Raw genomic sequence first — 21,850 nt, 5'->3', positions numbered from 1 at the left:
ATTCCGGGCGACCGCACCACCAGGACAAAGGAGATCTGGTCATGAAGGCAAGGAAGATCGGTGCCGCGCTCGCCGGCGCCGCCGTCGCGCTCACCCTGGCCGCGTGCGGCTCAGGGGACGCGAGCGGCTCGGGCGGCGGCGAGGAGCCGTACATCGCGATCGTCTCCAAGGGGTTCCAGCACCAGTTCTGGCAGGCGGTGAAGAAGGGCGCGGAGCAGGAGGCGCAGAAGCGAGGCGCGCGCATCACCTTCGTCGGCCCGGCGACCGAGCAGGAGGTGGAGGAGCAGATGAACATGCTCACCAACGCCCTCGCGAAGCAGCCGGACGCGATCGGATTCGCCGCGCTCGACAGCCGGGCTGCGGCCCCACTGCTGAACCAGGCGCAGTCAAGTGACATTCCGGTGATCGCGTTCGACTCCGGTGTGGAGAGTGACATCCCGGCGACCACCGTCGCCACCGACAACAAGGCCGCCGCCGCCGAGGCGGCCAAGCAGCTCTCCGAGCGGCTGGGCGGCGAGGGCAAGGTGGCGCTGGTCGTGCACGACCAGACGAGCCTGTCGGGCACCGACCGCAGGGACGGCTTCGTGGAGTGGATGAAGGAGAACGCTCCCGGGATCACCGTGCTCGATCCCCAGTACGGCGGCGGCGACCAGCTCGAGTCCACCAACATCACGAAGTCGATCCTCTCGGCGAACCCCGACCTCGACGGCATCTACGCCTCCAACGAGGGGTCGGCAATCGGCGTGATCAAGGGTGTGCAGGAGGCAGGCAGGGACGATGTCACGATCGTCGGCTTCGACTCCGGCACGGCACAGATCGAGGCGATCAAGGACGGCCGGATGGCCGGCGCGGTGACCCAGAACCCGATCGGCATGGGTGAGCAGCTCGTGGACGCCGCACTGAAGGCGCTCGACGGCCAGCAGCTGCCGAAGGCGATCGACACCAGCTTCTACTGGTACGACAAGGACAACATCGACGACCCGAAGATCAGGGAAGTGCTGTACGAGTGACGGACGGCTCGTGAGTGCGCACGCCGCCCGGGTGCGGGTGTCCCGCAGGGCACCGTGAACTCGTGTGCGCACTCACGAGCCTTGTCCGGCGTCAGGTCGCGTCGGGTACGCCGCCGACGCGTTCGCCGGAGCCTACGGCCGCGGCCTCGTCGGCCAGGCTGGAGCGGTATGTCTCCTTCGTGGCGAGGATGCAGAGTACCGTCACCGCACAGCACGCCGTGATCATCGCGGAGATCGCGACCGTGTTCGTCCCGCCGGTGGCGCTGAGCGTGCTCGCGAACACCACCGGAGCCAGCCCCGCGCCCAGACCGGCGATCTGGTATCCGATCGACGCGCCCGTGTAGCGCATCCGGGTGCCGAACATCTCCGTGTAGAGCGCGGCGAGTGGGCCGTACATCGCCGGGTGGACCACCGACTGGCCGAGCACGACGGCGAGGACCAGCATGACCGCCGATCCGGTGTCGATCATCGGGAACAGCAGGAAGCTGAGCACGCCCATCGCCACGGCACCGGCCAGCACGACCGGGCGCCTGCCGACCCGGTCGGACAGTGCGGCGAACCCGATGATGCCGATCACCGCGCCCACCGACGACACGGTCAGCGCGTTGAGCACGGTCTGCCGTTCGAAGCCCGCCTCGACGGCGTAGGCGATGAGGAACGTCGTGAGCGTCCCCTGCGCGACGAACGCGGCGAAGCCGACGCCGACGGCGAGCAGCAGGTTCTTCGGGTGCCTGCGCAGTACCTCGACCAGCGGCATCGACTCGGCCTTGCCGACCTTCCCATCCTTGCCGCCCTTGGCCCTGGCGAACACCGGAGTCTCCTCGACCTTGAGCCGCACGAACAGGCCGAGCGCCAGCAGCAGTCCGCTGAGCAGGAACGGGATACGCCAACCCCAGCTGAGGAACTGCTCCTCGGTGGTCGCCGCTGCGGTGAGGGTCAGCGCGAGCGTCGACACCACCATGCCGCTGGGTGCTCCCGCGTTGGTGAAGCTGGCCCACAGCCCGCGCCGCGTGGTCGCGTGCTCGGCCGACATGAGCACGGCGCCGCCCCACTCGCCGCCGACCGCCACACCCTGCGCGACGCGCAGCAGGACCAGCATGATCGGAGCCCACGCGCCGATCTGCCCGTAGGTGGGCAGCATCCCGATGAGCATGCTCGCCACGCCCATCACGGTCATGGTGATCACGAGCATCTTCTTGCGGCCCAGCCGGTCGCCGAAGTGCCCGAAGACGACGCCGCCGAGTGGCCGGGCGAGGTAGCCCGTGGCGAACGTGCCGAGGCTGGCGACCGTGCCGACGAGCGGGTCGAGGCCGGAGAAGAACACCCTGCTGAACACCACGGCCGACGCCGTGGCGTAGAGCAGAAAGTCGTAGTACTCGATGACGCTGCCGAGGTAGCTGGACAGCACCGCTCTGCGGAGCTGTGTCTTCGAATGGCGGGGGGACTGCGTATCGGTCATCGCGGGTGGCCCTGTCTGGTCGGTGTCCGCTTCGGTGGGGATCCGTGACGTGGCCTGCGCCACGTCACGCACAGTGAAAGTAAGCAGGTTTGTCACCACCGTCAAGACAGTGCCCAATATCGGATTCACTACGCTTGCCCTGTGACTGACAGAGCGGCCGGGGATCTCCTGGCGGTGGAGGCCGATGCGGCCGAGTTCAACGGCGCGCCCCGCCCGCAGGCGTTGCTGCTGACGTTCTTCGGCGGCTACGTGCTCGGCCGGGGAGTGCGGGTGGCCACGGCCAGCGTGCTGGACGTGCTGCACAGGGTGGGCGTCTCGGAGCACGCGACCCGCTCCACGCTGAGCCGGATGGCGCGGCGCGGGCTGCTGCATCGCACCCGGCGGGGACGCAAGGTGTACCTGGGGCTGACCTCCCGCTCGCGCGACATCCTGCACGACGGGGAGATCCGCATCTGGCGGCTCGGCGCCGTCAACACGCACTGGGACGGCACCTGGACGGTGCTCGGCTTCTCGATGCCCGAGTCCTGGCAGCGGCAGCGCCACGTGCTGCGCTCCCGCTTGCTGTGGGCGGGGTTCGGCAGTCTCCAGGGCGGGCTGTGGATCGCGCCGTCGACGGTGGATGCCGGCCCGCTGATCGAGGGGCTCGAGGCCGCGGAGCATGTGAAGGTGTTCCAGGCAAGGGCGATGCCGCCGACGGACGTCGCCGACCTCGTGCACGACGCCTGGGACCTGGACCTGCTGGCCGCCCGCTACCGCCGCTTCCTGGCGAGATGGGGCACCGGCGCGCGGCCCGCCGACCCGCCGGACAGCCTGGCCCGGCAGTTGCTGCTGCAGGCGGAATGGCTGCAGATCATCCGGCAGGACCCGCGGCTGCCGCAGCAGCACCTGCCAGCGGACTGGCCCGCCGAGCAGGCCCAGCGCCTGTTCCGGGCCCTCTACGCCGACTTCGAGCCTGCGGCGAGGGAGGCCGCGGCCGACGTGCTCGACACCATCGCCGAGGATCGAGGGGACCGGGAGGAGGCGGCAAATAGCTGGGCAACTGGCTGACAGCTGTTGATGTGACTGCCCACTTTTGTGCCTGATGCATCATCGGTGCATGGCCGCCCGCTCGTGATGCTGCTGCACAGTCCGCTCGTGGGCCCGTCCACCTGGGCGGGTGTGGGCGAGCGGCTGGCCCGCGCCGGCCACCGCGTCGCCGTGCCGTCCCTGGCCGGGGTCGCGGACGCCACGCCGCCCTACATTCGCGCTGTGCCGATGTCGCCGCACGGGCAGCCACCGGTGAGGGTCCGGTGGTCCTCGTCGGCCACAGCGGGGCGGGGGCGCTGCTGCCCGCGGTCGCCGCGGCCCTGCCCGGCAGGGTGCGTGCGGCCCTGTTCGTCGACGCGCTGCTGCCGCACCCAGGGCGCAGCTGGTTCGACACGGCGGCACCGGAGCTGCGTGAGCAGCTGCGGAGTCTCGCCCGCGAGGGCCGCCTGCCGCCGTGGCACGAGTGGTTTCCGGCCGGCGCCGTGGCGGGACTGCTGCCGGACGCGACCGTACGGGAGCGGTTCCTCGCCGAGGTGCCGGAGCTGCCGCTGGCGTACTTCGAGGAGCGCGCACCCGAGGTGCCGGACTGGTCACCCGCGCGATGCGGGTACGTGCGGTTGAGCGAGGCGTACGACCGCGAGGCCGGCGACGCCGCGGCGCTCGGCTGGCCGGTCTACCGGGAGGACGCTGACCACCTGGCGATGCTGACGCGGCCGGCGGCGGTCGCCGAACTGCTGGGCCGGCTCGTGAGTGCCTACACGAGTTAGAACTCGTGTAGGCACTCACGAGCGTGGTCCAGGCCGAGCCCGCGGCGGATCGCTCGCTCGACCGGGCTGTGGGCGGTGCCGGGGCGGTCCGGTTCGAGTCGGCCGGCGGACTGCAGCGGAGGCTGGGCCATCAGCCGCGGGACCTCACCGCGGTGGGCCTGGGCGCCGTGCACCAGGAACGGGTGGCACAGGTAGACGTCCCCCGCCCGGCCGGTCGCCAGTGCGAGCGGCCGATCCGGCGAGTCGAGCTTCCCGGCTTCCGCCATGGCCTCGGCGAGCGCCAGCACGGACATGCCCTCCTCCCCGGCTGGAGCCAGGAATTCGGGCACGTCCAGGTGCGAGCCGACCTTGATCCGGGTCGGTGCGTCGTGCGGCCCGACATCGGAGAAGAGGAACAGCATGAGCAGGGCCCGGCCCCGCGACCGGATGTTGAGCCGCGGCCAGGATTCGCCGGGGACCTGGTAGCCGCCGTCGGTGTGCCAGCCGGCGTCCCCGGGGTCGTCGGGATGCGGAAACCGGATGGGGAAGGTGCCCAGACTCGCCCTCGGCAGCCACTGTCCCTCGCCGACGAGCAGGTCGAAGGCGTCGTGCAGCGCCGGGGAGGTGGTGGCCCGGCGGAACGGCTCGTCGGTGCGCTCGCCTATGCGCACGACCGGCGACGTCCAGGTGGCCCGGTCCTCGGGATCGAACCCGGTCTCGCGCCACAGTATCTCGGCGCACTCGTCGGCGACCCGGCGCGGGAACGCGCCAGCCAGGCGCACGAATCCGTCGTCGACGAAGCGTTCCACCTGCTCGTCGGTCAGGATGTTCCGCGTGTCGTTCATCGCCGGTCATGCTCGCAAGGCGGGCACGTCCATGCGAACGGTTTTCCGGTCCGTCGTCAGCCTTCGAGCCTGTCTTTGATCCGATGCGGCGCGGCGTTGTGCCTGGTCACCTCTCGTGAGTGCGTACGCGAGTTAGAACACTGTTACGCACTCACGAGCGGTGACCAGCGGAAACAGTGCATCCTGGTCCGTTTCAGGAGGTTCGAGGACAGCCTTTCAGGCGAGCAGCGCGCTCAGCAGGGCGTGGATCTTCGGTGCCGGGTCGAAGGCGGGCTCGGGGAAGGTGAGCCGCCGCAGGATCATCCCGTCCAGGTACTCGATCAGCATGTCGCAGTGGGCATCGGGGGTCGCCGAGCCGAGCCGGGCCAGCCACAGCGTGCCCAGGTTGACCAGTCCCGCACGGCCGCGGGCGAGTGGTGCGCGCAGGTCCGGCCGGACCGAGGCCTCCAGGAACAACGCGTACCTGGCGGCGGTGCGGTCCCGGCCCGGTCCGGTGGCGTCCTGGACGAACAGTGCGAGCGCCTCGGTCAGGCCCGCCAGGTCGGCAGGCCGGAGCTGGTCGGTCAGCGCGTTCCACTGCCGGTGGTCGAGTGCTTCCAGGTGCGCGGCGATCCCCGCGACGAGCGCGCCGCGGTCGCGGAAGTGGTTCGACGTGGTGCCAGGCGGCACACCGGCGGCCGCGTCGATCGCCTGGTAGGTCAGCCGCCGCACCCCCTCGGCGCCGAGCACGCCGATCGCCGCGTCCAGCACCTGCTCCCGCCTGCCGGCCATGACCGCTCCCGTTCTACTACAAACATAGTGCATGGTTACTACAAGCATAGTACCGTAGGGTCATGACCAGGAAAGCGGCGATCGTCGGCGGCGGGATCGGTGGCCTCGCCGCGGCGATCCACCTGCGCGACCACGGCTGGGAAGCGGAGATCTTCGAGCGCGCGGCGGGCCTGCCCGCCACCGGTACCGCGCTGGGCATGTGGCCCGGTGCCCTCGCCGCGCTCGACACACTCGGCGTCGGTGCCGCCGTGCGCGACCGGGGACGTGGCCAGACCGGTGGCACGTTCCGCAGGCCGGACGGGACGCCGATCGCGTCGATCGACGTCGCGGCGCTACAGCGGCGGACCGGTGACGCGCTGTACCTGGTCTCGCGGCCACTGCTGCTGGGCCTGCTCGCCGAGCGGCTCGGGCCGGAGCCGCCGCGGTTCGGATCCGCCGTTTCCGACATCCGGGCGCTGGAGGGCTACGACGTGGTCGTCGCCGCCGACGGTGGAAACAGCCGGGCCCGCGCCACCCTGTTCGGCGCCGGGTACGACATGTGGCCGGCCGGGGTGACCGCGTGGCGCGGCACGGTGGACGGCGACACCGGCACGGTCACCGAGACGTGGGGAAGGGACGCGTTGTTCGGCATCACGCCGCAGGAGTCCGGGCGCACCAACTGGTACGCGTGCGTGCGGGAGTCGTTCGGCGGCGCGCGTGCGGGCGAGGACGACGTGGCGCTGCTGCGCGGTCGGTTCGGCCACTGGCACGGCGAGGTGCGCGGCGTGCTCGACCGGATCGACGGGCGCGCGTTGCTGCGGCACGACCTCGGCTACCTCCGCAGACCCCTGCCGTCCTACGTTCGGGGCAACGTCGCGCTGATCGGCGACGCCGCGCACGCGATGCTGCCCAATCTGGGTCGAGGAGCCTGCGAGGCGCTCGTCGACGGTGTGACACTGGCCGGGCTGCTCGCCGAGTCGTCCACAGTGGACGAAGGGCTGGCGCGCTACGACGCCGCGCGGCGCGGGCCCACCCGGCGGCTGGCCCGTGCCTCGCGCCTGCTGTGGCGGATGACGTTCGCCCGCCGGTTCACCGGCCTGCGGGACGCGGCGGTGCGGCTGGCGGTGGCGGCGGGGCCGCGCGGCTGACTCCGGCATCCCCGGTGAGCCGTTGCAGGTCGGCGTAGGTGGGCAGGTCACGCGGGACGGGATCGCCGTCGCGCACGGCCCGCGCGAGCGTGACCGCGGCGTGCACCGCGCCGCGGAACAGCAGCGACCCGGTGCTGATCCGCCGGACCCCGAGTGCGGCGAGGCGGTCGAACGTGTGCCGCCGCGGGTCGAACAGGATGTTGAGCGGGGCGGCCACGGCGGCCGCGAGGGTGGCGATGTCGCCGTCACCGGAGAGGCCCGGCACGAAGATCCCGTCGGCTCCGGCCGCGAGGTAGCGCTCGGCGCGGTCGCGGGTCACGGCGGTCGGCGGCGGATCCGCGCGCAACCAGTGCGTGTCGATGCGGGCGTTGACGAAAAGCCGCGGCGCACGGGCTTTCACCGCGCGGATCAGTGCCGCCTGCGTGCCCGGCTCGGCGAGCGCCCCGCCGCCCCGGCCGTCCTCCAGGTTGACGCCGGCGACGCCGAACCCCGCCAGCTCGGCGGCCAGGTCGGCGACGGCGCCGGGATCGTCGCTGAACCCGGCCTCGATGTCGACGGTCACCGGGCAGGGCAGCTTCACCAGCAGCCGGGCGAGCGCGACGGCGGGCGCACGGCCTGCTCCCCGGGCGTCCGGCAGGCCGTGCGCCGAGTTGACCCCCAGGCTGGTGGTGCCGATCGCGGCGAAACCCGCGCCGGCGAGCGCGGCGGCGGAGGCGAAGTCCCACGCGTTGGGCAGCAGCAGCGGGGACGCCGGAGCGTGGTGCAGGTCGTGGAAGCGGGCGGCATGGTCAGTGCTCATCGCAGGTCCTTCCGGATGGCGAGGGGGTCGAGGACACCGCAGGCGAGGGCGACGGCGTGCGCCTGCCCAGGGCACTCGTGCGCACCCGCGCCGAAACCGAGGTCCGCGTCGGCGAGGTCGAGCTCGACGACCGATCCCGCGGCCACGGCGCTCCCGCCCACGCGAGCCGCGTCGCGGGCGTGCCTGCGGGTGACGCGGACGGGCGGGTCGTCGGCGAGGGCGTGCGCGACCGCCGCCTCGGCCGGTACGCCGGAGGCGGTGCTGACGGCGCTGACGGCGGTGCCTGCGGTCGCGACCAGCCGCGCCGTCGCGTCCCAGGTCTGTACGAGCAGGCCGATGCGGGCGGCCGTGAGCTCGTCGGCGGTGCCGCCGCAGGCCCCGACGAGGCGGGCCAGCGCCGCGTCCGCCTCCGGCCCGGCCGGGCTGTGCGGGTGGTAGGCACGGGCGACCGTCGCCACGTCCCGCGCGGCGGCGCCGGGCACGCCGAGCGCCCCGGCCAGCACCTCCACCGGAACTCGGCGTGCCACGGCTTCCACGTGTTCGTGCGGCAGTGCGGCGGTCCGCCGGGCCGCCGCGTGGCGGAGGTCGGCGACGTCCACCCGCTCCAGCTCCGTCACCGCCAGCGCGCGGCGCCGCCGATGATCGGGGCCGGTGCTGAAGCGGGCGACGTTCGCGCGGAGCCAGCCGATCGTGCCGGGCGGAGCGTCGCCGGGTACGGGCGGAACCGTGAAGCGGGGGTCGGTGAGCACGGCGTGCACGTCGGCGCGCCGGGAGAAGGTCGGCATGCCGGGAGCGTAGAGCGCCGTCGTTTCGGTGCGGACCGAAACGAAAGCGGGCAGGATGGCGGGATGACCTCGCCCGAGCCCGGCGCGCAGCTGGCCCGCCTGGCCGCCCTGCTCGCCGACCGCACCCGTGCCGCGTTCTGCGTCGCGCTGCTCGACGGCCGGGCGTGGACGGCGGGAGAACTCGCGGCGCACGCCGGTGTCGCGCCGTCCACGGCCAGCGAGCACCTCGACCGGCTGCTCGCCGGTGGCCTGCTCGTCCAGCGGCGGCAGGGCAGGCATCGCTACGTCGAGCTCGCGGGCGCAGAGGTCGCCGAGCTGCTGGAGGGACTCCTCGCCCACGCGGGCCCGGGGCGCGAGCGGCCCCGGTCGCTGCGCTCGGTCACCGCCGCCGCGGCGCTGGCCCAGGCGCGGACCTGCTACGACCACCTCGCCGGCCGGCTCGGGGTGGCGATCACCGACGCGATGATCCGCGACGGCATCCTCGATGCCGCGACCGGGTTCGCGTTCACCGGCAGCGGGCTCGCATGGCTCGCCGACACGGTGGGCGCCGGCGAAACGCGGGGCGGGCGCCGTCCGCTGGCGCGCGCCTGCCTCGACTGGACGGAGCGCAGGCCGCACCTGGCCGGTGCGGGCGGCGCCCTGCTGTGCCGGCACTTCCTGGACAATGGCTGGGTCAAGCGGGTCGGAAGTGGCCGCGCCGTGCGCCTGACCCCGGCAGGCGGCGCGGCGCTGCACGCCCTGCTCGGGGTGGACGCGGCCGCGCTGGCGCCGCGGTGAGCGCGCACCGGCCGCGGACACGCGGCGTGACAGTGCGCGACAAGAACTGACAAAACGGGACAGGGCTACTTTCGGACCTTGCCGGACCCGCGCCGTGCCGCCATATTGGTTTGGACCACTTCGCCGCTCGAAGGGTTCCGCCTCATGGTCGGCCGCAGAACGTTTCTCACCGGACTGGGCACCGTGGCGCTCACCGCAGGTTCGTGTTCACCAACGACACGGGCGAGACCACCGGAGGGGTTCCGCGTCCGTCCACCCGGGACGTCGTCTTCTGCGACGGATTCTTTTGCGACGGAGTGCTCGCGGGCCCAAGGACGGCCTCACCTACGTTCAGGACCGCGCACAGACATCGGTGCGGGCGACGCTGACCCCGTTCCGGCGACACCGGCCTGCGGTATCACCAAGGAAACCGATTGGAGCGAGGCATGTCCCGACTCTTCCGGATACTCACCGCGGCGCTCGCCGCCGCACTCGTGCTCACCGGCCTGTCGGCACCGGCGAACGCGGACACCGCCGCGCCGGTGGCGTTGCCGGGCAAGCAGCTGACCGGCTACTGGCAGAACTTCGTCAACGGTGCCACCCCGTTGCGGGTGTCCGATGTCTCCGCCGACTACGACGTGATCGTGCTCGCGTTCGCAGAGGCGGATCCGGCCCGCCCGGGTGCGGTCACCTTCGGCGTCGACCCCGGCCTGTCCGACGCGCTCGGTGGTTACACCGACGCGCAGCTCAAGGCCGACATCGCCGCGAAGAAGGCGGCGGGGGTATCGGTGCTGCTGTCCATCGGCGGCGAACGCGGCAATGTGGACCTGAGCGGGCCTGCGAACGTCACCCGCTTCGTCGACTCCTTCACCGCGATCGCGCGGGAGTACGGCATCCAGGGCCTCGACGTGGATCTGGAGCACGGCTTCGACGTCGCCAACATGGCCGACGCGATCCAGCGGCTCCGCGCGGAGCTGGGTGCCGGCTTCCTGCTCACGATGGCGCCGCAGACGCTCGACGTCCAGCCGGGCGGGACGTACCTGCGGCTGATCGACGAGGTGCGTGAGCTGATCACTGTCGTGCACACCCAGTACTACAACTCGGGCAGCATGAACGGCTGCCACGGACAGGTGGTCCACCAGGGCAGCGTCGACTTCATCACCGCGCAGGCGTGCATCCTGCTGCAGCGGCTGCGGCCGGAGCAGGTGTCGCTCGGGTTGCCCGCGACCAGGTCGGCGGCGGGCAGCGGTTATGTCGCTCCCGATGTGGTGACCGCCGCACTCGACTGTCTCGCCACCGGCAGCCGCTGCGGCTCCTACGTGCCGGCCGAGCCGTTCCCGGGGCTCAGCGGGGTGATGACCTGGTCGGTCAACTGGGACGCGCACAGCGGTGGCGCGTTCTCCCGGCCGGTCCGCGCGCACCTGGACGCGCTGACCTGACCGGTCGACGCGGGATGCTTCGCGGCGGGTCCGGGTGGGTACCACCGCGTCATGGAGACGTGGGACGCCATCAGGGCCCGGCGCGACATCCGCCGCTACACCGGGGAAGCGATCGACCGGGACGATCTGGAACGGATCCTGGAAGCGGGCCGCCGGGCACCGTCGTCGAGGAACTGGCAGCCGTGGGACTTCGTCGTGGTCACCGGGCGGGAGCGGCTGCACGGGCTTTCGAAGGTCTGGCGGGGCGCCGGGCACGTCGCCGACTCGGCCGCGACCATCGCGCTGATAGCGCCGCTCCCGGCCGACGAGCGGCACCGGAACTGGGTGCAGTACGACCTCGGCCAGGCGACGATGAGCATGCTGCTCGCCGCGACCGACCTCGGTCTCGGCAGCGCTCACGCCGCCGTGAGCGACCAGAGTCTGGCACGCGAGCTGCTCGGCTTCCCCGAGGAGCGGTTCTGCGCCTATCTGCTCGCGTTCGGCCACCCGGGGGACCGGGCGCTGGTGCCCGTGCGGGAACCCGACCGCAGGCCCTTCGGCGACGTCGTGCACTGGGACCGCTGGTAGTCGCGGTGCCGGTGCACGACGTCACCGGCCGGCGGCGCCGCCGGGGGCGAGCAGGCCACCGGTTCAGGCGGCCTGCTCGCCTGCGTGCAGCCGGCGGGCGCGGCGGCGGGTGATCTCCCTGCGCTCGCGCTCGGTGGTACCGCCGAACACGCCGGAGTCCAGCCCGTTGTCCAGGGCGTAGTCCAGGCATTCGGCGCGCACGGGACACCGGGCACAGACAGCCTTCGCCTCGGCCGTCTGCCGGGCCCCGGGGCCCATCTCGGACACCGGAAAGAACAGCTCCGGATCCTCGTCGCGGCAGGCGGCACTGTGCCGCCAGTCGGTGTTCGCCATCTCGGGTGCCGCCTCCTCTCATGGCGGTCGGGTTGCCTGCGCGGCAACGTGGACATCGGCGAGCGCGTTCGCGCTGCCTCGGGATCGGGGGTGGGGACGCGGGATCGGCGGGCGGAGCGGCCCGTGCCCACGTGGGACAACCACCTGAACAACACCGCGTGACCACCGGGTATTCCGACGACCGCAACGCGGCTTCCCTCTGCCGCTCCCTGGTAAACACCGGTGCCGGGCGGCGCATCCGATATGTGACGAATGCGTGGGTACCGGGTACTCCGGCGAAAACGTGCACTCGCCGACTCGAAGGGAGAACCCGATGCGTGCGGCGGCGATCGCGGCGGTGGCCGTGCTGGCGTTGACGGCGTGTGGTGGCGGCGCCGACCAGGGCGCACCAGATAGCACCCCGGCCTCGCCGACTACGACGACGGCGTCCCCACCTCCCACCACGACCACCGAGACAGCGACCGAGACCGAGACAGCGACGGAGACCCGCACCGAGACCCGCACCGAGACCGAGACCGCGCCGCCGCCGGACAACGGGCGTACGGCCCCGGCCGGTTGCGAGGTGACCGAGAACTGGACTCTGCGGCCCGACGTCGAGCAGGGACGCTCCGGCCAGCCGATCTATCAGGTCCGGGCAGGCAGGCACGAGTGCTATGACCGCGTGGTCTTCGACATCAGGGGACGGGCAGGCACCGGCTTCGACGTGCGGTACGTGCCGCGAGTGCACGCCGAGGGCTCGGGCGAGCCCTTGCCGGTGGCCGGTGGCGCCGCGCTGAAGGCCGTCGTGCGGTCACCGGCGCAAGGCACCGGCGGGCAGAGTGAGCGGCCGCCGCTCGCCACGACCGGGGCGCACTTCTTCGCCGAGCGCCACCTGGCGGCCTGGGACGCGCTGCGCTCGGTGCGCTACGCCGGCTCCTTCGAGGGCCAGACCACCTTCGCCCTCGGCGCACGGGAGAAGCTGCCGATGCGGGCGTTCACGCTCGTGGACGAGCAGCGCGGCGTCCGGCAGGTCGTCGTCGACATCGCCCACCACTGAGTCCGGCACCGAGTCCGGCACCGATCCGGCCCGGCGCGGCCGCACGCTCCAAAGCGGACGTTGGAGCCGTCGGCCGAGGACCGGGCGAGGCCGATGGCGGCGTCCTGCACGGTGACGCTGATCATTTCACTGGGCCAGTCGTGTCCCCGAGCTGTTCAAACCGTGCACCCACGGTGACACCCGCCGGGGAACCGCTGCTGGGCCGCTGGTCACCACTCGGGTGCGGATCGCGAGTGAATTTGATGTTTAGCGTCCGGCCGGCAGGTAACCCACTCCGCAGTCGTCCGGGGAGCCAGCATGCGAACCACGCCGATCGGGACAAAACGGTTGCGTGTCGACGCGAACGAAATAGGATCGTTCCCGGTGGATGCGGGAGCCAGAACGCGGGGCCGTTCGGGCCCCGGGTTCGGCGCGGCGGAGTTCGCCCGCGCGGCGCACCGGCCCTTCGTCTCTGAGAAGGGCCGGCAATGGCGGATGTGACGGTCGCACCCGCGGCACCGGTCTGCTGGTCGGCGGTGCCGTCCACTCGTGTTCCTGCTCCAGGTAGGAGGCGTGATTGACACCCGCTGAGCAGCCGGCACAGGGAATCGGCACGTCCGGAACCGGTGCGGGCCGGACGAGGCCCGGGGCGCCGTCGAGGCGGGTGCGTGCCAAGGCCCGGAGCGAGAACTTCCCCGTGGCGCTGCGCCTGCTGCCGCGGGCGCACCGGCGGCACTTGCTGGCGCTGTACTCGTTCGCCCGGCTGGTGGACGACGCGGGCGACGAGGCACCCGGCGACCGGGACCGGCTGCTCGACACCATCGCCCGCGACCTCGACCGGATCTACACGGGGGTGTTCCCCGCCGACCGGCTCTACCAGGAGCTCGCCGTGACGGTCCGGGAATGCGATCTGCCGCGCCGCCCGTTCGAGCGGCTGATCGAGGCCAACCGGCAGGACCAGCGCGTGCACCGCTACCGCACGTTCGACGACCTCGCCGCCTACTGCACTCTTTCGGCCGATCCGGTCGGTCACCTCGTGCTGCACGCCTTCGGCGCGGCGACCCCGGAGCGCCTGCGGCTGTCCGACCGGGTGTGCACGGCACTGCAGCTGCTGGAGCACTGCCAGGATGTCGCCGAGGACGCCGCGGCCGGCAGGATCTACCTGCCCGCCGAGGATCTCGAACGCTTCGGCGTCGGCGAGGACGATCTGCGCGCCGTCCGCGCGGGCCGGCCGCTGCGGGCACTGCTGGGATTCCAGGTGCAGCGGGCCGTGGCGCTGCTCGACGCGGGGACGCCGCTCGTCGGCACGCTGGCGGGTGCGGCGCGGCTCGCCGTGGCCGGCTACGTCGCAGGCGGGCGGGCGACGGCCGTCGCGCTCGCCGACGCGGGCTTCGACGTCCTCGCCGCCACCCCACGGCCCACGCGGGCGCGCACCGCGGCGGAACTGGCGGCGCTGCTCGTGCCCGGCGGTGCGCGATGACCCCGGCCGGCGCCCTCGACATCCGCAACATCGAAGCCGCCTATGCCGAGTGCGAGCGGATCACCCGCGAGCAGGCCCGCAACTTCTCCTACGGGATCCGGTTGCTGCCACCGGCCAAGCGCAGGGCACTGAGCGCCGTCTACGCCTTCGCGCGCCGGGTCGACGACATCGGCGACGGCGACCTGCCGCACGCGGAGAAGCTCGCCGCGCTCGATGTCACCCGGGAGCGGTTGCACGACCTCGCCCGGCACGACGGTGATCCGGTGCTCGCCGGGCTCGCCGACGCGGCGCGCCGGTTCGGCCTGCCGCTCTCGGCGTTCGACGAGCTGATCGACGGCTGCCGCGCCGACGTGCTGGGGGCCACTTACGAGACCTTCGACGAGCTGCACCACTACTGCCGCTGCGTGGCGGGCTCGATCGGACGGCTTTCGCTGGCCGTTTTCGGCAGCCGCGACCCGGCGCGCGACGAACGGCTCGCCGACGACCTCGGCACCGCCCTGCAACTCACCAACATCCTGCGCGACGTACTGGAGGACCGCCGCGACGGGCGGATCTACCTGCCCGCCGACGAGCTGCGCCGGTTCGGCTGCACGCTGGAGCTGGACGCATCCGGCGCGCTCGCGGATGAGCAGGACCGGCTGCTGTCGCTGCTGGAGTACCAGGCCGCGCGGGCCGAGGAGTGGTACGGGCGCGGGCTGCGCCTGCTGCCCGCGCTCGACTCGCGGAGCCGCGCCTGCTGCGGCGCGATGGCCGGGATCTACCACCGGTTGCTGCGGCGGATGGCCCTGCGTCCGCGGAGCGTGCTGTACGGACGGACCTCGCTGCCCGACTGGGAGAAGGCCGTCGTCGCCGCCCGCGCGCTCGCGGGGGCCGCGGTATGACCGCGCGGATGGTGGTCGTCGGCGGCGGGCTGGCGGGCCTGACCGCGGCCTGCGACCTGGCCGATCGCGGGTTCCGGGTGACGCTGCTGGAGTCCCGTGCGCGGCTGGGCGGGGCCACGTTCTCCTTCGACCGCGACGGCCTGGCCGTCGACAACGGCCAGCACGTGCTGCTGCGCTGCTACAGCGAGTACCGGGGGCTGCTGGCCCGGCTCGGCGCCGCCGACGGGATCGAGCTGCAGGACCGCTTCCGGGTACCGGTCATCGCGCCCGACGGAACGCTGACCGAGCTGACCCGCACCGGTGGCCCTGCCCCGCTGCACCTGGCCGCCGGGCTCGCTCGCTACCGCGCGCTGTCCCGGACCGACCGGATGCGGGTGGTGCTGGCCGCGACCGCGCTGCGGCGCCTCGATCCCGCCGACGCCAGGCTGGACGAGCGCAGCTTCGGCGACTGGCTCGCCCGGCACGGGCAGAACGACGCCACGCTCGCGGCGCTGTGGAACCTGATCGCGGTCGCCGCGCTGAACTGCGAGGCCGGCCAGGCCTCGCTCGCGCTGGCGGCGATGGTGTTCCGCACGGCCTTGCTGGACAAGGCCGACGCCGCCGACATCGGCGTGCCCAGGGTCCCGCTCGACGAGCTGCACGCCCGGCCCGCCGAGAAGTACCTGACCGCGCGGGACGCCACGGTGCGCACACGCAGTCCCGTGCGCGGGATCGCGCGCGACGGTGAGGGGTTCGTGCTACGGCTGGACGGTGAGCGGCTGCGCGCCGACGGGGTCGTCGTGGCGGCACCACCCGACGCCGCGGCGGCGCTGTGCCCTGCGGGGGCCGGGCTCTCCGCCGAGCGGCTGCGCGGTCTCGGCGCGGCGCCCATCGTCAACGTGCACGTCGTCTTCGACCGGCCGGTCACCGACCTTCCGTTCGCCGCCGCGGTGTCGTCGCCGGTGCAGTGGATATTCGACCGCACCGCGGTGGCCGGGCTCGACCACGGGCAGTACCTGACGATCTCGCTCTCGGCCGCGGCGCGCTGGCTGGGCACGCCCGCCCCGCGGCTGCGGGAGACCTTCGTGGCCGAACTGGGCCGGCTGCTGCCTGCGGCGTCGGGGATCTCCCCGGCGCGGTTCTTCGTCACGCGGGAACGGCGGGCCACGTTCCGGCAGGGCCCCGGCACGGGCAGGCTCCGGCCGGAGTCCGCGACCGGACTTCCTGGACTGGCGCTGGCCGGCGCCTGGACGGCGACCGGCTGGCCGGACACGATGGAGGGCGCCGTGCGAAGTGGACACCGGGCCGCAGACCTCGTCACCCGGCACGTGGCAGGGGGTGTGGCATGACCGCGACCCTGCCCGCGGAGGTGACCGCCACCCGCACACTCGTCCAGCCCGCCCTGCACGCGGCGGTGGACGAGCTCGATCCGGCCATGCGGCGCGTCGTCGGCTACCACCTCGGCTGGGTCGACGAGAACGGCGAGACCGTCACCGACGGGGGCGGCAAGGCGCTACGGCCCGCACTGGCGCTGCTCGCGGCCCAGGCTGTGCGGGCGGACGCGGTGGCGGCGCTGCCCGGCGCCGTGGCCGTCGAGCTCGTGCACAACTTCTCGTTGCTGCACGACGACGTCATGGACGGCGATGTGGAACGCAGGCACCGGCCCACGGTGTGGCGGCTGTTCGGCACGCCGACGGCCATCCTCGCCGGAGACGCGCTGCTGACACTCGCGGTGGACGTGCTGGAGCGGGCGGCCGTTCCCGCGGCGACGAGCTGCCTCACCGAGTCGGTGCAGCAGCTGATCTCCGGGCAGAGCAAGGACATCGACTTCGAGCGCCGCACCGACGTCGCGCTGGGGGAGTGCCTGGAGATGGCCGAGGGCAAGACCGGTGCGCTGATGCGCGGTGCCGCGCGGATCGGCGGCCTGCTCGGCGGGGCGGCTCCGGAGGTGGCCGGCCTGCTCGGTGGCTTCGGTGGCAACCTCGGCATGGCCTTCCAGCTCGTCGACGACCTGCTCGGCATCTGGGGCAGCCCGGAGGTCACCGGCAAACCCGTGCTCGCCGATCTGCGCGTGCGCAAGAAATCCGTCCCTGTCGTGGCCGCGCTCGACTCCGGCACCGCCGAAGGCGCGGCCCTGCGGCAGCTGTACCGGCAGTCCGATCCGCCGACCGAGGAGGAGCTGCACAGGATGGCAGAGCTGATCGAGCGTTCCGGCGCGCTGGCCTGGACCCGGGAGGCGGCGCAGCGCTATGTCGTCGAGGCGCAGGCATGTCTCGACCGGTTGCGTCCGCCCGCGGAGATCCACGCGGCGCTGGGCGAGCTCACCCGGTTCGTCGTGGAGCGGGACCGATGAGCGGGCTGATCGAGCATCCGGCGGCCACCGCGGCGCCCCCGCCCGTGCCAGGGGTCCGCGAGGCCACCGGGCGCGCCCGCGAGTACCTGCTCTCCCGCCAGCACGGTGAAGGCTGGTGGAAGGGCGAGCTCGAGACGAACGTGACGATGGATGCCGAGGACCTGTTGCTGCGCCGGTTCCTCGGGATCGCCGACGATCGGATCGAGGCCGCGGCCGGCCGGTGGATCCGTTCCCGCCAGCGGGACGACGGGACATGGGCAAACTTCCACAATGGACCACCCGACCTGTCGACCACTGTCGAGGCCTACACGGCACTGCGCGTGGCAGGTGATCCGGCCGACGCCGCACATCTGCGCCGCGCCAGGGAGTACATTCTGGACAGCGGCGGCATCGAGGCCACGCGGGTGTTCACCCGGATCTGGCTGGCGCTGTTCGGCGAGTGGCCGTGGGAGCGGCTGCCGGTGCTGCCGCCGGAGATGATGCTGCTGCCGGGCTGGTTCCCGCTGAACATCTACGACTGGGCCTGCTGGGCCCGCCAGACCGTGGTGCCGCTGACCGTGGTGGGCTCGGCGCGGCCGCGCCGCGAGCTGGGCGTGACCGTGCAGGACCTGCGTACCGGTGCCGCGTCGCCCGGACCCGAGTCGTGGCTGAGCTGGGCGGGCGCCTTCCAGCGGCTGGACGGTGTGCTCCACAAGTTCGAGAAGGTGCCGGTGAAACCGCTGCGCGGGCTGGCGCTGGAGAAGGCGGAGCGGTGGATCCTCGACCGGCAGGAGGCCGACGGCGGGTGGGGCGGCATCCAGCCGCCATGGGTGTACTCGATTCTCGCGCTGAACGTGCGCGGCTACGCCACGGACCATCCGGTGGTGCGGAAGGCACTCGACGGGCTCGACGGCTTCACCATCCGCGAGCGCACCGACGAGGGCTGGGTGCGGCGGCTGGAGGCCTGCCAGTCACCGGTGTGGGACACCGCGCTCGCCATTACCGCGTTGCTGGACTCGGGAACGCCGCCGGATGACGAGGCGCTGGTCCGGGCCACCGACTGGATGCTGCGCGAGGAGATCCACACGCGCGGCGACTGGTCGGTGCGCAGACCGCGGCTGCGGCCGTCGGGATGGGCGTTCGAGTTCGCCAACGACCACTACCCGGACACCGACGACACCGCCGAGGTCGTGCTCGGCCTGCGGCGTGTCGCGCACCCCGAGCCCGGCCGCGTGCGCGGTGCCGTGGAACGGGCCACCGAGTGGCTCATCGGCATGCAGTCCCGCGACGGCGGCTGGGGTGCGTTCGACGCCGACAACACCAGCACGCTGAACGAGAAGCTCCCGTTCTGCGACTTCGGTGCGGTGATCGACCCGCCGTCGGCCGACGTCACCGCGCACATCGTGGAGATGCTGGCCGCCGAGGGCCTCGCGGACGCGCGGCCCACCCGGCGCGGAGTGCGATGGCTGCTGGACCATCAGGAGGCCGATGGTTCCTGGTTCGGCCGCTGGGGCGCGAACCACGTGTACGGCACCGGCGCGGCGGTGCCCGCGCTGATCGCCGCGGGGCTGCCCGCCACCCACCCGGCGGTACGCCGCGCGGTCGGCTGGCTGGTGGGGCACCAGAATCCCGACGGCGGCTGGGGTGAGGACCTGCGCTCCTACGCCGACCGGGCGTGGATCGGCCGGGGTGACTCGACCGCATCGCAGACGGCGTGGGCACTGCTCGCCCTGCTGGCGGCGGGGGAGCGGGGCGAACCGGTGCACCGCGGGGCCGGCTGGCTGGTGCGGACACAGCGCCAGGACGGCGGCTGGGACGAGCCCCAGTTCACCGGCACCGGCTTTCCGGGTGACTTCTACATCAACTACCACCTCTACCGCGTCGTCTTCCCGCTCAGCGCACTCGGACGGTTCCTGGAGGTGATGGACCGATGAGGCTGGGAAAGGCAGCCGGAACACCGGACGGTGACGAGCTCGTGGTGGTCGCGCCGCTCGCGCTGGAAGCCCGGAGCGTCCGGCGCGGGCTGCCCGGCGGGCACGTCGTCCGTGCGGCCCCGCAGGCCCGGCGGGCCGAGCGGGTGGCGGCCGCGCTCCGGGACCGGCCCGCGCGGCCGATGGCGATCGCCGGGGTCGCCGGCGCGCTGGTGGACGGTCCCCGGCCCGGTGATCTCGTGGTCGCCGACGAGGTCCGCTCGCCGCAGGGCACGCACAAGTGCCGCTCGGCCCCGCTGCTCGCCACCGCGCTGCGGCAGGCGGGGCTCACCGTCCACGTCGGCCCGGTTCTGGAGTCCGACCATCTCGTGGGGCGGGAGGACCGCACCAGGCTCTCCTCAGACGGCGCGATCGCGGTGGACATGGAGTCGGCCCGGCTGCTCGACCTTGCCGGGTCGCGGCCGACGGCGGTGCTGCGGGCGATCGTGGACACGCCGGCGCGGCCGTTGCTGCACCCGGCGACGGTGCCCGGTGGTGTGGCGGCGCTGAGGTCCCTGCGCGCGGCGGCCCCGGCGCTGCGCCGCTGGGCCGCGGCCACCGGCGACCGGAAGGTGCTGCTGGCCGGGCCGCGTTCGTTCTGCGCGGGCGTGGAGCGGGCGGTGGAGATCGTCGAGCGGCTGCTCGAACGGCACGAGCCACCGGTGTACGTCCGCAAGCAGATCGTGCACAACTCACGGGTGGTCGGCGAGCTCGAACAGCGCGGGGCCGTCTTCGTCGACGAGCTCGACGAGGTGCCGGAGAACGCGACCGTCGTGTTCTCCGCACACGGGGTCGCCCCGGCCGTGCGGCAGACCGCCGAGCACCGGGAGCTCGACGTCGTGGATGCCACCTGCCCGCTGGTGTCCAAGGTGCACGGCGAGGCGAAACGCTTCGCCAGGGACGGCAACACCGTCTTCCTCATCGGCCACGCCGGGCACGAGGAGGTGGAGGGCACCCTCGGCGAGGCACCCGAGCGCACGGTGCTCGTCGAGCGCCCTGAGGACGTCGAGGGCCTGGAGGTCGAGGATCCCGAACGGGTGTCCTACCTGATGCAGACGACGCTCGCGCTGGACGAGGCCGAGGACGTCGTGCGGGCGTTGCGGGAGCGGTTCCCCGCGCTGCGCGGCCCCGGCTCGGACGACATCTGCTACGCCACCACCAACCGGCAGGAGGCCGTGCGGGGTGTCGCGCGCGACTCGGACGTCGTGCTGGTGGCGGGGTCCGGCAACTCGTCCAACTCCCGGCGGCTGGTGGAGGTGGCGCAGCGCGAGGGCGCCGCCGCGTACCTGGTGGACGACGTCGGCGAGATCGACCCCGACTGGCTGGCCGGGGCGGGCACGGTCGGGCTGTCCGCGGGCGCCTCGGCGCCGACGGCGCTGGTCGACGAGATCGTGGACGTTCTCGCCGGCCTCGGCGCGGTGGACGCGGAGGAGCGCACCACCACCACCGAGACCGTGAACTTCAGCCTTCCCAAGGAGGTGCGTTTTCCGTGAACATGCCACTGCACCAGAGCCTGCGGGTCGCCAAGTACCTGGTGGGCCAGAAGCTGCGGCGGCGCGACAAGTTCCCGCTGATCGTGGAGCTGGAACCGCTGTTCGCGTGCAACCTGAGCTGCTCGGGCTGCGGCAAGATCCAGCACCCCGCACACGTGCTCAAGCAGCGGATGCCCGTCGAGCAGGCGATCGGGGCGATCGAGGAGTGCGGCGCACCGATGGTGTCGATCGCCGGTGGCGAGCCGCTGATGCATCCCGAGATCGACACGATGGTCAACGAGCTCGTCGCGCGGAAGAAGTACGTCTTCCTGTGCACCAACGCCGTGCTGCTGCGCCGCAAGCTGGAGAAGCTCGACTTCAAGCCGTCCAAGTACCTCGCCTTCGCCATTCATCTGGACGGCCTGCGCGAACGGCACGACGCCTCGGTGGAGAAGGAAGGCGTGTTCGACGAGGTGGTCGAGGCCGTGCGCGAGCTCAAGGCGCGCGGGTACCGGGTCACCACCAACACGACCGTGTTCAGCACCGACACGCCGCAGAGCGTGATCGACGTGCTGGACTACCTCAACGACGACCTCAAGGTCGACGAGATGATGATCTCGCCGGCGTACGCCTACGAGAAGGCGCCCGACCAGGAGCACTTCCTGGGCGTCGAGGAGACCAGGGAGCTGTTCCGCAAGGCCTTCGCCGGCGGCAACCGCAAGCGGTGGCGGCTCAACCACTCGCCACTGTTCCTCGACTTCCTGGAGGGCAAGGCCGACTTCGGCTGCACCGCGTGGGGTGTGCCGTCGTACTCGCTGTTCGGCTGGCAGAAGCCGTGCTACCTGATGAGCGACGGCTACGCGGAGACCTACCAGGAGCTCGTGGAGACCACGGACTGGGAGGCCTACGGGCGGGGTCGCGATCCGCGGTGCGCCAACTGCATGGCCCACTGTGGGTACGAGCCCACGGCCGTGATGGCGACGATGGGCTCGCTGAAGGAGTCGCTCCGGGCCGCGCGCGGAGCCTGACCGGACGCGCCGGCCACCTCATGAGTGTTG

The 21,850-nt window shown here is 72.6% G+C and carries 21 protein-coding genes; 15 read left to right on the top strand and 6 right to left on the bottom strand.

Annotated elements, in window-relative coordinates; all coding sequences use genetic code 11:
• The first annotated feature begins 41 nt into the window (after positions 1-41).
• Positions 42-1,010, top strand: coding sequence for an ABC transporter substrate-binding protein (locus JAP66_RS15095; protein WP_199432342.1), 969 nt, complete (start codon positions 42-44; stop codon positions 1,008-1,010).
• 91 nt (positions 1,011-1,101) lie between these two features.
• Here JAP66_RS15095 and JAP66_RS15090 read toward each other — a convergent pair whose 3' ends face one another.
• Positions 1,102-2,469 carry an MFS transporter gene (locus JAP66_RS15090; protein ID WP_199432392.1) on the bottom strand — a complete coding sequence of 456 codons (1,368 nt, stop codon included), beginning with the start codon at positions 2,467-2,469 and terminating at the stop codon, positions 1,102-1,104.
• 141 nt (positions 2,470-2,610) lie between these two features.
• On the opposite strand from JAP66_RS15090, the gene JAP66_RS15085 reads away from it, so the two are divergent.
• Together JAP66_RS15085 and JAP66_RS15080 are read left to right on the top strand one after the other, a co-directional pair.
• Positions 2,611-3,516 carry a PaaX family transcriptional regulator gene (locus JAP66_RS15085; protein ID WP_307849567.1) on the top strand — a complete coding sequence of 302 codons (906 nt, stop codon included), beginning with the start codon at positions 2,611-2,613 and terminating at the stop codon, positions 3,514-3,516.
• Positions 3,517-3,554: 38 nt separating this feature from the next.
• Positions 3,555-4,262, top strand: coding sequence for an alpha/beta fold hydrolase (locus JAP66_RS15080; protein WP_307849572.1), 708 nt, complete (start codon positions 3,555-3,557; stop codon positions 4,260-4,262).
• Here JAP66_RS15080 and JAP66_RS15075 read toward each other — a convergent pair.
• Positions 4,259-5,086, bottom strand: coding sequence for a phytanoyl-CoA dioxygenase family protein (locus tag JAP66_RS15075; RefSeq protein ID WP_199432341.1), 828 nt, complete (start codon positions 5,084-5,086; stop codon positions 4,259-4,261). The two genes, JAP66_RS15080 and JAP66_RS15075, sit on opposite strands and share 4 nt — an antisense overlap.
• A 216-nt stretch (positions 5,087-5,302) precedes the next feature.
• A complete protein-coding gene (locus tag JAP66_RS15070; protein WP_210770144.1) occupies positions 5,303-5,857 on the bottom strand; it encodes a TetR/AcrR family transcriptional regulator in 555 nt (184 codons plus the stop codon).
• Positions 5,858-5,919: 62 nt separating this feature from the next.
• Here JAP66_RS15070 and JAP66_RS15065 point away from each other — a divergent pair, with 62 nt between their 5' ends.
• The gene (locus JAP66_RS15065) at positions 5,920-6,984 is read left to right on the top strand and encodes an FAD-dependent monooxygenase (RefSeq protein WP_199432340.1); all 1,065 of its coding nucleotides are present in this window, start codon (positions 5,920-5,922) and stop codon (positions 6,982-6,984) included.
• Here the strand turns inward: JAP66_RS15065 and JAP66_RS15060 are convergent.
• Both JAP66_RS15060 and JAP66_RS15055 read right to left on the bottom strand, forming a co-directional pair.
• The gene (locus JAP66_RS15060; RefSeq protein ID WP_199432339.1) at positions 6,926-7,783 is read right to left on the bottom strand and encodes an isocitrate lyase/PEP mutase family protein; all 858 of its coding nucleotides are present in this window, start codon (positions 7,781-7,783) and stop codon (positions 6,926-6,928) included. The genes JAP66_RS15065 and JAP66_RS15060 overlap by 59 nt on opposite strands.
• Complete coding sequence (locus JAP66_RS15055) at positions 7,780-8,568, bottom strand: cytochrome P450 family protein (RefSeq protein WP_199432338.1); 789 nt, start codon at positions 8,566-8,568, stop codon at positions 7,780-7,782. Before JAP66_RS15055 ends, JAP66_RS15060 begins: the two co-directional genes overlap by 4 nt.
• 63 nt (positions 8,569-8,631) lie before the next feature.
• On the opposite strand from JAP66_RS15055, the gene JAP66_RS15050 reads away from it, so the two are divergent.
• The 3 genes from JAP66_RS15050 (at position 8,632) to JAP66_RS15040 (ending at position 11,330) form a co-directional block, all read left to right on the top strand.
• Positions 8,632-9,345, top strand: a complete 714-nt coding sequence (locus tag JAP66_RS15050) for an ArsR/SmtB family transcription factor (RefSeq protein WP_199432337.1) — start codon at positions 8,632-8,634, stop codon at positions 9,343-9,345.
• A gap of 425 nt (positions 9,346-9,770) precedes the next feature.
• The gene (locus JAP66_RS15045) at positions 9,771-10,763 is read left to right on the top strand and encodes a chitinase (protein ID WP_199432336.1); all 993 of its coding nucleotides are present in this window, start codon (positions 9,771-9,773) and stop codon (positions 10,761-10,763) included.
• 51 nt (positions 10,764-10,814) lie between these two features.
• The gene (locus JAP66_RS15040; protein WP_199432335.1) at positions 10,815-11,330 is read left to right on the top strand and encodes a nitroreductase family protein; all 516 of its coding nucleotides are present in this window, start codon (positions 10,815-10,817) and stop codon (positions 11,328-11,330) included.
• 63 nt (positions 11,331-11,393) lie between these two features.
• Here the strand turns inward: JAP66_RS15040 and JAP66_RS15035 are convergent, their stop codons facing one another.
• Positions 11,394-11,663: a WhiB family transcriptional regulator gene (locus JAP66_RS15035; RefSeq protein ID WP_199432334.1), complete on the bottom strand. Its 270-nt coding sequence runs from the start codon at positions 11,661-11,663 to the stop codon at positions 11,394-11,396.
• 313 nt (positions 11,664-11,976) lie between these two features.
• Between JAP66_RS15035 and JAP66_RS15030 the strand changes: the two genes are divergently transcribed.
• The 8 genes from JAP66_RS15030 to hpnH all read left to right on the top strand — a co-directional run bounded on the left by JAP66_RS15030 (position 11,977) and on the right by hpnH (position 21,820).
• On the top strand, positions 11,977-12,699 hold the full coding sequence (locus JAP66_RS15030) for an AMIN-like domain-containing (lipo)protein (protein ID WP_199432333.1): 723 nt from the start codon (positions 11,977-11,979) through the stop codon (positions 12,697-12,699).
• Positions 12,700-13,255: 556 nt separating this feature from the next.
• Positions 13,256-14,158 carry a squalene synthase HpnC gene (hpnC, locus tag JAP66_RS15025; RefSeq protein WP_199432332.1) on the top strand — a complete coding sequence of 301 codons (903 nt, stop codon included), beginning with the start codon at positions 13,256-13,258 and terminating at the stop codon, positions 14,156-14,158.
• Complete coding sequence (gene hpnD / locus JAP66_RS15020) at positions 14,155-15,039, top strand: presqualene diphosphate synthase HpnD (protein ID WP_199432331.1); 885 nt, start codon at positions 14,155-14,157, stop codon at positions 15,037-15,039. Before hpnC ends, hpnD begins: the two co-directional genes overlap by 4 nt.
• Positions 15,036-16,367 (top strand): hydroxysqualene dehydroxylase HpnE, encoded by a 1,332-nt coding sequence (gene hpnE, locus JAP66_RS15015; RefSeq protein WP_199432330.1) that lies wholly within the window; start codon positions 15,036-15,038, stop codon positions 16,365-16,367. Before hpnD ends, hpnE begins: the two co-directional genes overlap by 4 nt.
• Positions 16,364-17,371 (top strand): polyprenyl synthetase family protein, encoded by a 1,008-nt coding sequence (locus tag JAP66_RS15010; protein WP_199432329.1) that lies wholly within the window; start codon positions 16,364-16,366, stop codon positions 17,369-17,371. Before hpnE ends, JAP66_RS15010 begins: the two co-directional genes overlap by 4 nt.
• Entirely contained in the window at positions 17,368-19,284 is a 1,917-nt protein-coding gene (gene shc / locus JAP66_RS15005; protein WP_199432328.1) for a squalene--hopene cyclase, read from the top strand. Before JAP66_RS15010 ends, shc begins: the two co-directional genes overlap by 4 nt.
• Positions 19,281-20,813 (top strand): 4-hydroxy-3-methylbut-2-enyl diphosphate reductase, encoded by a 1,533-nt coding sequence (locus JAP66_RS15000; protein WP_199432327.1) that lies wholly within the window; start codon positions 19,281-19,283, stop codon positions 20,811-20,813. The genes shc and JAP66_RS15000 overlap by 4 nt, the downstream gene beginning before the upstream one ends.
• Positions 20,810-21,820 (top strand): adenosyl-hopene transferase HpnH, encoded by a 1,011-nt coding sequence (gene hpnH / locus JAP66_RS14995; RefSeq protein ID WP_199432326.1) that lies wholly within the window; start codon positions 20,810-20,812, stop codon positions 21,818-21,820. Before JAP66_RS15000 ends, hpnH begins: the two co-directional genes overlap by 4 nt.
• Positions 21,821-21,850 lie beyond the last annotated feature (30 nt).

Source organism: Qaidamihabitans albus, from assembly GCF_016464705.1.
GTDB classification, from domain to species: domain Bacteria; phylum Actinomycetota; class Actinomycetes; order Mycobacteriales; family Pseudonocardiaceae; genus Qaidamihabitans; species Qaidamihabitans albus.
The sequence above is the reverse complement of the archived record's forward strand: the minus strand, read 5'-3'. Positions and strand labels throughout refer to the sequence as shown.

What these genes read in the sequence shown, in the direction of transcription:
- JAP66_RS15060 (WP_199432339.1), bottom strand. Translation starts at nt 7,783, where the DNA reads ATGAGCACTGACCATGCCGCCCGCTTCCACGACCTGCACCACGCTCCG.
- JAP66_RS15045 (WP_199432336.1), top strand. Translation starts at nt 9,771, where the DNA reads ATGTCCCGACTCTTCCGGATACTCACCGCGGCGCTCGCCGCCGCACTC.
- JAP66_RS15035 (WP_199432334.1), bottom strand. Translation starts at nt 11,663, where the DNA reads ATGGCGAACACCGACTGGCGGCACAGTGCCGCCTGCCGCGACGAGGAT.
- JAP66_RS15050 (WP_199432337.1), top strand. Translation starts at nt 8,632, where the DNA reads ATGACCTCGCCCGAGCCCGGCGCGCAGCTGGCCCGCCTGGCCGCCCTG.
- JAP66_RS15075 (WP_199432341.1), bottom strand. Translation starts at nt 5,086, where the DNA reads ATGAACGACACGCGGAACATCCTGACCGACGAGCAGGTGGAACGCTTC.
- JAP66_RS15095 (WP_199432342.1), top strand. Translation starts at nt 42, where the DNA reads ATGAAGGCAAGGAAGATCGGTGCCGCGCTCGCCGGCGCCGCCGTCGCG.
- JAP66_RS15065 (WP_199432340.1), top strand. Translation starts at nt 5,920, where the DNA reads ATGACCAGGAAAGCGGCGATCGTCGGCGGCGGGATCGGTGGCCTCGCC.
- JAP66_RS15070 (WP_210770144.1), bottom strand. Translation starts at nt 5,857, where the DNA reads ATGGCCGGCAGGCGGGAGCAGGTGCTGGACGCGGCGATCGGCGTGCTC.
- shc (WP_199432328.1), top strand. Translation starts at nt 17,368, where the DNA reads ATGAGCGGGCTGATCGAGCATCCGGCGGCCACCGCGGCGCCCCCGCCC.
- JAP66_RS15090 (WP_199432392.1), bottom strand. Translation starts at nt 2,469, where the DNA reads ATGACCGATACGCAGTCCCCCCGCCATTCGAAGACACAGCTCCGCAGA.
- hpnE (WP_199432330.1), top strand. Translation starts at nt 15,036, where the DNA reads ATGACCGCGCGGATGGTGGTCGTCGGCGGCGGGCTGGCGGGCCTGACC.
- JAP66_RS15030 (WP_199432333.1), top strand. Translation starts at nt 11,977, where the DNA reads ATGCGTGCGGCGGCGATCGCGGCGGTGGCCGTGCTGGCGTTGACGGCG.
- JAP66_RS15000 (WP_199432327.1), top strand. Translation starts at nt 19,281, where the DNA reads ATGAGGCTGGGAAAGGCAGCCGGAACACCGGACGGTGACGAGCTCGTG.
- JAP66_RS15055 (WP_199432338.1), bottom strand. Translation starts at nt 8,568, where the DNA reads ATGCCGACCTTCTCCCGGCGCGCCGACGTGCACGCCGTGCTCACCGAC.
- JAP66_RS15040 (WP_199432335.1), top strand. Translation starts at nt 10,815, where the DNA reads ATGGAGACGTGGGACGCCATCAGGGCCCGGCGCGACATCCGCCGCTAC.
- JAP66_RS15010 (WP_199432329.1), top strand. Translation starts at nt 16,364, where the DNA reads ATGACCGCGACCCTGCCCGCGGAGGTGACCGCCACCCGCACACTCGTC.
- hpnD (WP_199432331.1), top strand. Translation starts at nt 14,155, where the DNA reads ATGACCCCGGCCGGCGCCCTCGACATCCGCAACATCGAAGCCGCCTAT.